Source organism: Paenibacillus sp. FSL P2-0136 (assembly GCF_037975325.1).
Classification (GTDB): domain Bacteria; phylum Bacillota; class Bacilli; order Paenibacillales; family Paenibacillaceae; genus Paenibacillus_AQ; species Paenibacillus_AQ silagei.
The window spans coordinates 4358013-4371007 of the sequence record NZ_CP150244.1 but is presented as its reverse complement, the minus strand read 5'-3'; the positions used below and the strand labels follow the sequence as shown (position 1 = coordinate 4371007).

Annotated in this window: 12 protein-coding genes; 8 read left to right on the top strand and 4 right to left on the bottom strand. The window is 54.9% G+C overall.

The annotated features are described in order from the left end of the window. Positions 1-18 precede the first annotated feature (18 nt). Together NYE26_RS18570 and NYE26_RS18565 are read left to right on the top strand one after the other, a co-directional pair. Positions 19-705, top strand: coding sequence for a hypothetical protein (locus NYE26_RS18570; protein WP_036732988.1), 687 nt, complete (start codon positions 19-21; stop codon positions 703-705). Continuing rightward, positions 698-1363: a hypothetical protein gene (locus NYE26_RS18565; protein ID WP_036732991.1), complete on the top strand. Its 666-nt coding sequence runs from the start codon at positions 698-700 to the stop codon at positions 1361-1363. The genes NYE26_RS18570 and NYE26_RS18565 overlap by 8 nt, the downstream gene beginning before the upstream one ends. Before the next feature lie 2 nt (positions 1364-1365). Here the strand turns inward: NYE26_RS18565 and NYE26_RS18560 are convergent, their stop codons facing one another. After that, the gene (locus NYE26_RS18560; protein ID WP_339257533.1) at positions 1366-1992 is read right to left on the bottom strand and encodes a GyrI-like domain-containing protein; all 627 of its coding nucleotides are present in this window, start codon (positions 1990-1992) and stop codon (positions 1366-1368) included. A gap of 124 nt (positions 1993-2116) precedes the next feature. On the opposite strand from NYE26_RS18560, the gene NYE26_RS18555 reads away from it, so the two are divergent. Continuing rightward, positions 2117-2995, top strand: coding sequence for an SMP-30/gluconolactonase/LRE family protein (locus tag NYE26_RS18555; protein ID WP_339249232.1), 879 nt, complete (start codon positions 2117-2119; stop codon positions 2993-2995). A 1002-nt stretch (positions 2996-3997) separates the two neighbouring features. Then, a complete protein-coding gene (locus NYE26_RS18550; RefSeq protein ID WP_339249231.1) occupies positions 3998-5437 on the top strand; it encodes a response regulator in 1440 nt (479 codons plus the stop codon). Between the two features lie 31 nt (positions 5438-5468). On the opposite strand, the gene NYE26_RS18545 is transcribed toward NYE26_RS18550, so the two are convergent. After that, the gene (locus NYE26_RS18545; protein WP_076079243.1) at positions 5469-5912 is read right to left on the bottom strand and encodes a MarR family transcriptional regulator; all 444 of its coding nucleotides are present in this window, start codon (positions 5910-5912) and stop codon (positions 5469-5471) included. 169 nt (positions 5913-6081) lie between these two features. Between NYE26_RS18545 and NYE26_RS18540 the strand changes: the two genes are divergently transcribed. From NYE26_RS18540 to NYE26_RS18530, 3 genes are all read left to right on the top strand, one after another. Next, positions 6082-7536 carry an MFS transporter gene (locus NYE26_RS18540; RefSeq protein WP_339249230.1) on the top strand — a complete coding sequence of 485 codons (1455 nt, stop codon included), beginning with the start codon at positions 6082-6084 and terminating at the stop codon, positions 7534-7536. A gap of 120 nt (positions 7537-7656) precedes the next feature. Continuing rightward, the gene (locus NYE26_RS18535; protein ID WP_036733003.1) at positions 7657-8103 is read left to right on the top strand and encodes a carboxymuconolactone decarboxylase family protein; all 447 of its coding nucleotides are present in this window, start codon (positions 7657-7659) and stop codon (positions 8101-8103) included. Positions 8104-8208: 105 nt separating this feature from the next. Beyond that, positions 8209-9105: a sigma-70 family RNA polymerase sigma factor gene (locus NYE26_RS18530; RefSeq protein ID WP_339257531.1), complete on the top strand. Its 897-nt coding sequence runs from the start codon at positions 8209-8211 to the stop codon at positions 9103-9105. Between the two features lie 348 nt (positions 9106-9453). On the opposite strand, the gene NYE26_RS18525 is transcribed toward NYE26_RS18530, so the two are convergent. Both NYE26_RS18525 and NYE26_RS18520 read right to left on the bottom strand, forming a co-directional pair. Continuing rightward, the gene (locus NYE26_RS18525) at positions 9454-10809 is read right to left on the bottom strand and encodes a PFL family protein (RefSeq protein ID WP_235192092.1); all 1356 of its coding nucleotides are present in this window, start codon (positions 10807-10809) and stop codon (positions 9454-9456) included. A 26-nt stretch (positions 10810-10835) separates the two neighbouring features. Continuing rightward, complete coding sequence (locus NYE26_RS18520) at positions 10836-11105, bottom strand: ACT domain-containing protein (protein WP_036700808.1); 270 nt, start codon at positions 11103-11105, stop codon at positions 10836-10838. Between the two features lie 233 nt (positions 11106-11338). Between NYE26_RS18520 and NYE26_RS18515 the strand changes: the two genes are divergently transcribed. After that, positions 11339-12973, top strand: a complete 1635-nt coding sequence (locus NYE26_RS18515; RefSeq protein WP_339249229.1) for a diguanylate cyclase — start codon at positions 11339-11341, stop codon at positions 12971-12973. Positions 12974-12995 lie beyond the last annotated feature (22 nt).

The window sequence follows — 12995 nt, the reverse complement described above, 5'->3', positions numbered from 1 at the left end:
ACCACAGGAGGCTGGACCATGGAGAAGAATGAACTGCCGGATCTGGTGATGGATGGGGTCAACACAGCTGCCGGAGGCAGATATAACAAAGTTAATATCAACGGTGTCAGTAAGATGAACGGAGCGCTCCACGCACATACCTATAGCTGTGACGGCGTGATGAAGCAGAAGGGTGACCTCACGGCCGATGAGCTGGAGATGAACGGAACTCTCAATCTGAAGGGCAATCTGCAGGTTGGTGAAATGAAGCTGAATGGAGTAGTGAACGGAGAAGGCAGTCTGCGGGGAGAGCGCTGTGTAATGGACGGCATGCTGAAGCTGAAGGGCGATTGTGAGCTGGAGGAGCTGACCGGTGAAGGGGTATTCACGGTGGGGGGCCTGCTGAGTGCGGGCCGGATGGAGTTCGGGCTACAGGGTCAGTCTGAGGCAGGGGAGATTGGCGTGGAGAGCCTGGTGATCCGCAAAAAAGGTAACGCGGCCTGGGGCAGACTGCTCGGCGGAATGATCCCCAAGCTCAAAATCGGGCTGCGGGCCAAGCTCATCGAGGGAGATACGCTAGATCTGGAATACACGAGTGCAGATGTAGTGAGGGGCGGTACGGTCATTATCGGACAGGGCTGCTCGATTGGCCGGGTGGAGTATAGAACGGGACTGACTGTACATCCCGGTGCCCAGGTGGGAAAGGAGGAGAAGACCGGTGAATGAAGCGGTAGAACGCCATGATCTGAAGATACTCGGAACGTCAAGCTCTGTCGGCGGAGTTTTTAAGGATGTAAAGGTGACGGGAGAATGTACCTTTAGCGGGGATGTGGACTGCCATAAGCTTGCGCAGACCGGAGAGGTAGCGGTTGAAGGAAATCTTCGGGTACAGGATATCAAAATCACCGGGGAGTGCAAGGTGAAGGGCCGGGTAGACGCAGCCAGCCTGCGCGGACAAGGAGAGCTTACGGCAGGCGGCGGGCTGCGGATTGAGGATATCAAGCTGACCGGCGGGATCATAGTTACGGGCGATTGTGAAGCAGAGCAGGTGCAGATTACCGGAGTCCTGGAGGTCAGCGGACTATTAAATGCGGAGAGGCTCGACCTGACGTTATTCGGCCCCTGTAGGGCGGATACGGTCGGCGGCGGCAGCATCTCCATCAAGCGCAGCCGTTCCGGCGCGTTGCTTAGACCCGGGAAGAAGATGAGCTTCGCGGCCCGGCTGATCGAAGGAGATCGGATCGAGCTTCAGCATACGCAGGCGCAGACCGTCCGGGGCGGAAGCGTTGTGATCGGGCCCGGCTGCGAGATTGAGACGGTGGAGTACCGGGAGTTGCTGGAGGTGCACAAGAGCTCAACGGTAAGGAATGCGGTGAAAATGTAGCGTTAATCCTGCCGGGCGGCCTTGAACCGCAGCACGGTTCGCAGCTTCTCCGGGCGGGCACGCCGGGCATCCGAGATATAGATTTCGCGGTGCAGGTGAGACTCCCGCAGCAGGCCCTGAGCAGAGCAGAATTGCTCCATTCTGGCGAAGCTGTGCGGTTCATCATCATAGGGGCCGATATGCAGCATTTGTACACTCAGGCCGTCTTCGATGCGGGCGAAGACGGCCTTGTCCAGCAGCGGGTGCGGCTTGCTGCGCTTGACCTGCTCCAGCACTTCTGCAGCAAGCAGAGGGGTCAGGAAATCCGGCTGCCGGATCATTATGGTGTATACCAGCTCGTTCTTATCAAGAGCGGCTAAGCGGCGTCCGGCTTCGCTGAGATCCCATACTCCTTCCAGCGGGAAGACGGTGTAGTCGTAGTAGCCTTCGGGTGCGGGGCCTTTTTTCGGCAGCATTTTGACTGTGTAGGATAAGGAATACAGCACAGCGACTGCTTCTGCGAATGCGCTGCCGTTGGGATTACCTTCACCCTGCAGGGTGAAATACGGGAAGGCGGGTACCTGAATCAGCCCCGGTTCGGCAGGGGGGAGGTATAGGGCTTTGTCTTGTTTTCTCCATTCGAATTTCATATAGGTCACCTCAGTTCATAGGATTGTGCTGCATTCAGCATAGCATGCGAACCGGACAGATGTATGTCAGGTTGGAGGCTGGAGGGGCAGTAGTACATAGAAAGTATTTATTCGAGGAGGGTTTATGTTGAGCGGAACGATGGAATGCGTGGTTGCTGCGAAGGCGGCACTCGGAGAAGGTCCCCATTGGGATCACAGGAAGGGCAGATTGTATTGGATGGATGTTGACAGCAATGAATTACATCTCTATGACCCTGGCAAGGGGACGGATGATATTCATTCCTTTGAGCGAAAGGTAAGTGCAGCCGTACCGGCGGAGCGCGGCGGCTGGATTCTGACGATGGAGGACGGGATCTACAGATATATGGAGCATCAGCCTGTGGAGCTGTTGGCAGCGGTGGAGACCGGAATTCCCGGTAACCGGCTGAATGATGCCAAATGCGACAGCCGTGGACGCTTGTGGTTCGGCTCGATGAACAGAAGGTTTACGGGAAGAGAGGGCAGCCTGTATGTAATGGAATCCGCCGGTGAGGTCCGGCAGGTGTTGACTGGGATCGGCATCTCCAACGGCTTGGCCTGGAACGACAGCTTGGGGGTCATGTATTATATTGACACGTTGACCAAGGGGATCGATATAATGGATTATTCGCTGGCAGACGGCTCGGTCAGCGGGCGCCGGACAGTCATCCGGTTGGCGGAAGGCGAAGGCTGGCCGGATGGCATGACGATCGACTGTGAAGGCATGCTCTGGGTCGCCCACTGGCGCGGAGGCTGTATCTCGCGGTGGAATCCCGATACAGGCGAGCAGCTGGAGAAAATCGAGGTTCCGTCGCATTATGTAACCTCCTGTGCCTTCGGCGGCGGGAATTTGGATGAACTGTACATCACTACGGCACGCGGATACATGAGTGCAGAAGAGCAGGAACGCTGGCCGCAGGCGGGCGGACTGTTCCGGTTCAAGCCGGGAGTGAGGGGCCGGGAGGCTAATCGGGCGGCTTTTTAGGGAGGACAGCGGAGGGAAGTCGGGCGGGGGGCCTGCCCTAGTAGAGCATCAGTCTTTAAATTGTGGTTGGGCATGATGAGGCCTGAAGGATTAGAATAGTGAAGTCATTGGGACAAAGTGTATGCACTAGTACAGCATCAGAGCGCAGTTATGTTATAGGTGCTGGAACGATAGCAACTGCATTTTGTACAATGGAATGCTGTAAAAAAGGCTTCGAAATAGAATCAATTGTAATCCGTACAATGGAACGTTAAAAAAAGGCCGTTTTTCACCCAAAACCCAACAGTCTACTGTATGAAATACAATAGACTCTCCTTTTACGGCCAGCTATTCGTTTTCTATTGCAGGAAATACAATCAGCTACTTGAATGTGAGAATAAAGTCGGCAACTGAGGTGGGCTTAATTGCAATCTGTACAACTAATTCGTCGGATATACCGCCGAATCTCTGTTTAGGTGTATTTCGTGCAATTAAAATGTCTCTATACTTGGATTTTCGCCCATCGTGGCAGATTTAGTTGTACAGACTACAGTTAGAAGAGGAAAATCTTCCGTGTCACTGTTTGTAGTCGCACAGAATACACTTATCTCTAAATGGTACGCTACGAACAGAAAGCCTTCTTTCCAGAATATAAGTTCCTCCGTCCGTTAGACCGAGGCCTCCAGCGGAGGGGAGCCCTGACTCCACCATTTTAGATCTGATGCTCTACTAGTACCTAATAGCAGAAGCGGAGTTGTTTATAAGGCGGATATTCTGCCTGTGAGCAGCTCTTTTTATGTTGTAAGAAATCATGAAATCTGGGGACAACAGCGGCCGGAAGTCAGAGGTTCACCACAGCGACGACCAAGCATCGAGTTCAAGCCTGAAGTGCATGCCTTTTTATTTTCAGAATAAACAAAATATGGTATTGTATCTATATATTGAAACGCTTTCACGAAGAGCGGTGAGAAAGACGGAACCCGGTATCCATCATTATTCCTATCAAAAGCAAGGAGGACTTCGATGATTAAGGCTGTTGTCGTAGACGATGAGCGTCTGGTGCGCAAGGGTTTCATCTCACTGCTGGATTGGCCGTCCTTCGGGGTGGTGATTACCGGAGAGGCCAGAGACGGGCATGCGGCACTGGAGCTGCTGCGCGAGCAGGAGACGGATCTGCTGTTCGTGGATCTGTCGCTGCCGGGGATGACCGGGTTCGAGCTGATCCGAGAGGTGAGGCTGCGGTATCCTGCGGTACGCTGCGTGGTGCTGACCTGCCACCATGAATTCGATGATGTGCAGGAGGCGCTGCGGCTGGGAGCGGTGGATTACATTGTCAAAACGCTGCTGGAGCCGGAGAATGCCGATGAAATTATCCGCAGACTGGTGGAGCGGATCAGGTGGGAGGACGGAAACAAGAGCACCCCTTCAAAGGCAGAGCAAAAAATAATCGCTGAGGACAAAGCACTGCTATATGTGCCGCTTGCGCCGGAACTGAAGGAAGAGCAGCTGTATGCGCTGTCTCTGGTGAGGAATTCCACGCTGCATGCTGTGCCGGGGATGTGGCTGTCTCCGCTGCCGTATCCTATGGATGCAGCGCGGATCGGAGGAGAGCTGGGAGCGGTGCTTGGGACAAGCTGGACAGCGGCGCTGCTGGAGGGGGTGCGCGGTCAGCCGCTGAAGAGAATTGCTGCGGTGCTGGAACAGTCAGCCCGGCAGGCGCTGTTCTATGCGGCGGGCGGCCAGGCGCTCCCGAGGCTGCACTATGGTGAACTGCAGGCGCTGGCCGCGCGGCAACGGCCGGAGACGGGCGTCCCTTCCGCGCTGGTACAGGCGCAGAATCTACGCTGGACGCTGGAGCGGAGAGAATGGGATCTGTTCCTCAGCGGGGTTGCGATGCAGCAGCCGGACCCTGCGGCAGTGGCGGACTTTGGCCAAGAGCTGCTGCGGGGCTGGAGCCGGCTGCTGCTTACGGCGGAGGAAGCACAGCAGCTCGCGCTGGCGGCAGAGTGCAATCGGCACTGGCGGCACTGGCAAGTCTGGCTGCATCAGTTCACGGGGTATGTCCAGCGCCGGATGATTGAGCTGGGCCTGAGTCAAGAGGTGATGCTCTGCCTGATCAGCGCTGTGCGTTATATGAAGAGCCATGCCGGCGATAAAATCAATCAGGGCGATGTTGCCGCTGCTATCCATATGAGCCGCGGCTATTTCAGCCGGTGCTTCGCCCGCTTTGCCGGTGAGACTTTCGGGGAGTGCCTGCGGCGCATGCGCCTGGAGCTGGCGAAAGCACTGCTGCTGGAGACCCCTGTCCCGGTGTGTGAAATTGCCTGCCGGTCCGGCTTCGGGGATGACCGTTATTTCAGCAAGCTGTTCCGGGAGCATGTCGGCAAGCTGCCGAGTGAATTCCGCGCAGAAGGCCAGCTTCAAGGCGCCTTATTCGCGGCTGAACATGGGGGACAGCAGTGACTGCTGGATTGTCTCCACTTAATGAATACGCTCAGCCCTGCCCGTTCAGCCGGTCTGAGTTACGGGTGACCTTATGGAGCAGATCTATCAGCGTATCCAGCTCACTCTCGGTGAGGTCCATGGACAGCTCGCGGTTGAAGTCATCCAGCAGCGCCTGGAAGGCGGGGGCGAAATCGAGCGCCTTGGGAGTTGGATACAACAGGAAGGAGCGTCGGTCGGTCGGATCTGTCCGGCGCTCAATATATCCCGAGGCCTCCAAAAGCTTGACGGAGCGTGTAGTTGTCGCTTTATCGCATTTAATCCGGCTGGTCATCTGATCCTGGGTGATCCCCGGATGACTCAGCACCAGCTTTAAGAAGCTATGCTGGCCTCCGCTGCCGATGCCGTAGGGAAGCAGCTCCTTGGCCAGTATTTTTTGGTTCTGACGGTGAAGATGGGAGATCAGCTTCCCGATGGGTTCTTTATTTGAAGTCACAATGGACACCTCGCTGAGGATTATAACGGCAGCCTGCCTAAGGCATACCGCCCTGTCTCAGATCTTACCGTAATTTTGTTGCGTGCGCAACTAATTTGCAGTACACTGTGAAGGATTAGTTTGTTGCGTGTGCAACTAGATTACATTTGATACAAGAGGGTGTTAGTGGATGAGCAGCTTAGAGGCGACCTATCAGGAGGATGCCGGGATACAGAAGAAGCGCTGGCTGATTCTGATCGTTCTTAACTTGTTTACTTTTATGTCTACACTGGACGGAAGTATTGTGAATATTGCGCTGCCGGTGCTGGTGAAGGAGCTGGCACTGCCGGTGGCCCAGGTAGAATGGGTGACAACCGGGTATTTGATGGCGATCTGTTCAGTGATTCTGTTCTTCGGGAAGCTGGGTGACATTGCCGGCAAAATCAGGATGTTCAAGCTGGGCATGGTCGTCTTCACCATTGGCTCTCTGCTCTGCGGATTAAGCCACAGCCTGCCGCTGCTCATTGCTTCCCGTGTAGTGCAGGCGGTCGGTGCTTCGATGACTATGGCGAACAGCCAGGGCATTGTTACGGATATTTTCCCGTCTACGGAACGCGGCAAGGCTCTCGGCTTGATTGGAACCTTCGTGTCCCTCGGCAGTATAGCGGGGCCGAGCCTAGGCGGAATTATCGTATCGTCGATGGGCTGGGAGTATATTTTCTGGGTGAATGTGCCGATTGGCATTCTGGCGATTGCACTGGGCTGGAAGGTACTGCCGAAGGATCTGGTACGCGTGAAGTCAGGGATTGATGTTCCCGGCAGCCTGCTGTTTGCTGTCTTCATTGTTTCTCTGTTCGCCGGACTTCTGCTCGGCCAGCAGCTTGGATACGGGGATACCCGGATCATTGCCGCTCTCTCCGCTGCGGTGATTACCTTCATCGTCTTCCTGATTGTGGAGCAGCGCAGCGCCCAGCCGCTGCTTCAGCTTACCCTGTTTAGGAATCCCTTGTTTTCACTGAGCATATTCTGTGCTTTTCTGGTGTTCGTCTCGAACTTCTGCTTCAATATCATCGCGCCGTTTTATGCGCAGAATATGCTGAACATGTCCCCTTTTGATGCAGGCTTCCTGCTGATGCTCTACCCGATCTGCATGGTGATAGTCGCTCCGTTAAGCGGGGCATTGTCGGACAAAATCGGTTCGGAGCTGCTCACCTTCGCAGGGCTGATCGTGATGGTGGTTGCCCAGTTCGGGCTGGCCCGGCTGCATGAAGGCAGTCCGGTTATGCTGGTCGGCGTCTGGATCGCCATGCTCGGCATCGGCAGCGGGATGTTCGGCTCACCGAACAACTCGCTGATTATGTCCGCGGTGCCGCGAACACAGCTAGGCTCGGCAGGCAGCGTGAATTCGCTGGTCCGTAATGTGGGGATGGTCGTCGGAATTACCTTAGCGACCTCGATCCTGTTCAATGTAATGAGCAGCAAGGCCGGCTACCGGGTTACCGGGCTGGTAGAAGGACGTCCGGAGCTGTTCCTCTCGGGGATGCATGCAGTCTTCCTGGCTTCGTCTGGGATCTGCCTGTTATCGGCGCTCCTGACCGGTTGGCGGCTGTTCTCCTCGCGCAGGGCCAAGAGCCTGAGCGCATAACATGAATAAACGGGCAGGGCTGCGGAATTTCGCTGTCCTGCTTTTATTGTGTCACAATCTCCGGCTCTATCTTGTCTACAGTTATGAAGAGCAATACAACCATAATGGAGGCGACCTAATTTGAGTCTAAGAATGAATTATCGTGAGGTTAACGGCCCGGCATTCCGGGCAATGATGGCGCTGGAGCAGCATGCAGGAAGCCGCAGCAAGGATAAGGTGTTGTATGAGCTGGTTAAAATAAGGGTCTCCCAGATCAACGGCTGTGCGTTCTGTCTGGATATGCACGGCAAGGATCTGATGAAGCTGGGCAACTATGCCGATCATATTCTGCTGCTGAGTGTGTGGCGCGAAGCGCCGTTGTTCAGTGCGAAGGAACGTGTGCTGCTGGAATTCGCCGAGCAGGTCACGCTGATCAGCGAAGCTGGCGTTCCGCTGGAGCTGTACCATAAGATGCTTACGCACTTTAGCGAAGAGGAACTGGTAGACTGGATTATGGCGATCAATACGATCAACAGCTGGAACCGGATTGCCATTACAACCGGGATGTTCCCGGGCTGCTTCGGCTAACTTCGGTTAATGAAGCAGCCGGAATTGTAAGGAAGGGGGAGGCATGAAGTGGACAGGGGTAAAATAACGTCTCAGGCCAAGACACCTGCAGCGGAGAATCCCGGTATGGAGGAGCTGTATCAGAGCTATAAAGGCTATGCCTTCTCCATTGCCTACCGGATGCTTGGCGTGATTGCCGATGCAGAGGATGCTGTTCAGGATATGTTCGCCGAGTTGCAGCACCGGGACCGGAGCGGCATTCAGAATATCAAAGCCTATGTGGCCAAAGGCGTGACCAACCGCTGCCTCAATATGCTGAACTCGGCACGCAGCCGCAGAGAGACTTATATCGGGGAGTGGCTGCCTGAGCCGGTAAGCGAGGGATATGACGGCCCGGAAGCGGCGGCAGAACGCAAGGATAATCTGTCGTATGCTTTTCTGGTGCTGCTGGAGCGTCTGTCTCCCACGGAGCGTGCGGTATTCGTACTGCGGGAAGCCTTCGAATACGACTATGAAGCCATTGCCGGAATGGTAGGCAAGTCGGGCAGCAACTGCCGGCAGATCTTCAGCCGGGCCAAGCGTATCCTGCAGACAGAGCCGGCTTCCCGGTTACCCTCGCTCAGATATGGAGCAGTCACCGAGAATCTGCTGGTGCGCTTCACTGCCGCGTTCACCTCCTATGACGTTGGCGGCATGCTGGAGCTGCTGGGCGAGCATCCGGTACTGGTTGCCGACGGCGGAGGCCGCGAGGTGCATACGATTCTCCGGCCGATGACCGGCCGCCGGGGAGTTACTGCACTGCTGACCTCGAAGCGGGTTATGCACTATTTGCGGAAGTGGAAGCCTTCCTGCGGGCTGCTGAACGGCGAGCCGGGTCTGATCTTCACCGATCAGGGAGTCGTGAAGTGCGTGCTCTGCCTGAGTACGGATTCCAGCGGGGAACGGATTCAGAGCCTGTATCTTCTGATGGACCCTGCGAAGCTGTCCCATATTATCGTACCGCCGGAGTTGCCGCAGCGCTGATGCCCGGTTCTTGATGCCCGGCACAACAACCAATAAGACACGTTGCCCCCGGAGAGGGAAGGCAGCGTGTCTTATTGGTTGTTAAAGAAAATAATAAAACTCACCCATTTCCTCGATGAAGTCTTTTGCTCCCAGTGAAATTTAGGGATAGTTGTAGAACGTACACTTAAAAGCAGCAAAAATTCACACATGCCACGTCTAAGTGTAGTCTGTACAACTAACTCTGCCTGAAAGGGTGAGTAGTAAGAAAAAACGGCCTTATGCATGTACGATATACAACTAAACGCAGAATGGGTTGAAAATCAGGAGGTTTAGATGTACAGAGTGCAATTAAGCCTGCATGCTCACTTAGTTCTTGAAGCTGTGAATCGGCGCGGGAATCCGTCCGCCACGGTTGACGAAGCCCGCACAATTGAACGGGTTGACAGCCATGACAGGAGCGTATCCGAGCAAGCCGCCGAATTCGACCATTTCACCGACGTCCTTGCCGATGACCGGAATGACGCGGACCGCTGTGGTCTTGTTGTTGACCATACCGATGGCGGCTTCATCGGCAATGATGCCTGCGAGGGTCTCTTTGCTGGTGCTGCCGGGAATGGCAATCATGTCCAGGCCTACAGAGCAGACACAAGTCATGGCTTCGAGCTTCTCCAGAGTCAGCGCCCCGCGCTGGACCGCCTGGATCATGCCGTGGTCTTCACTGACCGGGATGAAGGCGCCGCTTAAGCCGCCGACATAGGAGGAGGCCATGACTCCGCCTTTTTTGACATTGTCGTTAAGGATGGCCAGTGCAGCTGTGGTGCCGGGAGCACCGGCTTCCTCCAGGCCCATCACCTGGAAGATCTCGGCGATGGAATCGCCGATCTCGGGCGTAGGGGCCAGCGACAGGTCGATGATGCCGAAGGGTACATTCAGGCGCTTGGAGGCTTCCTGGGCGACCAGCTGGCCGACACGGGTGACCTTGAAGGCTGTACGCTTGATCGTCTCACACAGGGTCTCGAAGTCCTGACCCTTCACCTCTTCCAGCGCCCGCTTGATTACACCCGGACCGCTGACGCCAACGTTAATCACACACTCCCGTTCGCCCACCCCGTGGAAGGCACCGGCCATGAACGGGTTATCCTCCACCGCATTGCAGAATACAACCAGCTTGGCACAGCCGATGGAGTCGCGGTCCTTGGTACGCTCCGCCGTCTGGAGAATGATGTCGCCCATCAGCTTCACGGCGTCCATGTTGATGCCGCTGCGCGAGGAGCCGACGTTGACGGAGGAGCAGACTCTCTCGGTCACCGCCAGCGCTTCCGGAATACTGTCAATCAGAATCCGGTCGCCCTTCGTACAACCCTTCTGCACCAGCGCGGAATACCCGCCGATGAAGTTGACGCCTACCTCCTTGGCAGCCTTGTCCAGAATCTGGGCGACAGGCACGTAGGTATCGGTATGTACAGCTCCCGCAGCAATCGAAATCGGCGTTACGGAGATCCGTTTGTTGACAATCGGCACCCCGAATTGGCGCTCCAGATCCTCACCGGTCTTCACGAGCTTCTCGGCAGAGCGGGTAATTTTGTCATACACCTTCTGGTTGAACACCTTCATGTCAGTATGGGCGCAGTCCATCAGGCTGATGCCCATCGTAATGGTGCGGACATCCAGGTTCATTTCCCGGATCATTTTATTCGTCTCCTGAACTTCTACTATCGAGATCACTAGCCTTGCTCCTCCCTCGCCGGTTAAATCCGGTGCATAATATTGAAGATATCCTCATGCTGCAGCTTGATTTCCACACCGATGTCTTCCCCTACCTGCTGAAGCTCCTCCACAATCTCCTCGAAGGACTTGCTGGGGGCAGAGATGTCCACGATCATCATCATGTTGAAATAATCCTGCACAATCGTCTGGGAGATGTCCAGAATGTTCAGATTGTGCTCTGCGAGGTATGTACACACTTTGGCGATAATGCCTACCTTGTCTTTTCCGAGTACCGTAATAATCCCCTTCAATTGAAAAGCCTCCCGTTATCCATGGTCTGAAATCTTCGCTCATTGCCGCATTAACGGAATGAACGATTTTAATTATTATGTCAAATCAAGGATAGGTTATCAACCAAAGCTTTTGTGTCGGGCTGATCAGAGATTTGAGCTTGCATTTTCCTGAGCGTATAATAATGTTGACACTTGATGTGAAATATGATTTATTTGAGTTTTGAACGATAAGCCGGATATAAGGAGCTATTATGACAACGAGAAAATATAAAGAGCTGGTTGAAGAGCGCACGAGAGAAACTCTGCAGAAATGGTCGGAACAGTCAGCAGTCGAGGAGAAGGATATTTACCGTTTCCTGCATAATTTGAAGGGCACCTCGGGCACTGTGGGTCTCGATACCGTAGAGGCTTTCTCGGGTAATGCGCTGCTCTATTTCTCGGATGATAACCATAGAAGCTGGACGGAAGCAGAATGGGGCGATTATATCTATCCGGTGCTGGAGCTCTTTAACGAACCGGAATCGAAAGGCGCGGTGCCCCCGTTGACTCCCGGGATTGCATTATCCCACGGCATTGTCCATCAGCAGTACGAGATTCTGATCGTGGACGATGATGTGGAGCTGGTTGCTTTTTTGCGGGAATCGCTGGAGCGGGAGTCCTATTATGTCAGTATTGCGCTGTCGGCCGGACGCGGACTGAAGCTTTTTTATGAGAACAAGCCGGATTTGATTCTCCTTGATATTCTGCTGCCGGACCGCAGCGGGATTGATGTACTGAAGCAGATTATCGGCAAGGCTAAGAAAGAACGGATTCCGATCATTATGATCAGCGGAGAGCATTCGATAGAGGTTCAGAAGTATGCCTATTCGCTGGGTGTTATGGATTACATACAGAAGCCGGTGGACATCGATTTATTCCTGGTGCTGATCAAGAACCGCTTTGAGCTGAAAAAGGAGTGGCAGGAATCGATCATTGTCGACGAGCTGACCGGGGCGTTCAACCGCAAGTACTTCAACCAGACGATGAAGCAGCTGATCTCCGATTTCAGACGGACTGGCCGGACCTTCTCCCTCGCTCTGCTGGACCTGGATCTGTTCAAGCAGGTTAACGACACTTACGGGCATCTGATGGGGGACGAGGTGCTGCAGAGCTTCTCGGAGCTGGTGAAGCAGTCCATCCGCACGGAGGATACCTTCTGCCGCTATGGCGGCGAGGAATTTGCCCTGTTCATGCCGAATACGCCTGCGGAGCAGGCGCTGCTTGTGATGGAGCGGATTCAGGAGGTCTTCGCGGCCCGGGAATTCCAGGCCAAACGTGAGAGCTTCCATGTTACCTTCTCCTGCGGAGTGACCGAGGTTAACGGAGAGGTACAGGATGCCGATATATTGGTAGAGGAAGCGGATCTGGCGCTCTATGCCAGCAAGCATAACGGCAGGAACCAGAGCACCCTCTACAGCCAGGATCTGCTGCTGGGCCAGCGCGAGACGCTGCTGAATGTCATTATTGTGGATGATGATCCGCTGATCCGCAGAATGGTGACGACCCACTTCGCTGCCTGGCAGCCCGGGACTAACGCCAGAGTGAGGGTTACGAGTTACGCGGACGGCGCGCTTTTATTGAAATCGGACTGGTATGCTCCTGAAGAGAAGTATGTGATTCTGCTGGACGGCGTCATGCCGGGGCTTGACGGGCTTGAGGTGCTGGAGAAGATCCGCAGCGGCTATCCTGAGGTGAACATTCTCGTGATCATGCTGACTGGCCGCAATAACCAGCGGGACATTGTCCATGCGCTGCAGATGGGGGCGGATGATTATGTCATTAAGCCGTTCCATCTGCCGGAGCTGCTGACCCGGATTGAGCGTCTGGCCCACCGGTTTCTGTTCTAAATGCAATGCATCCCAAGCAGGG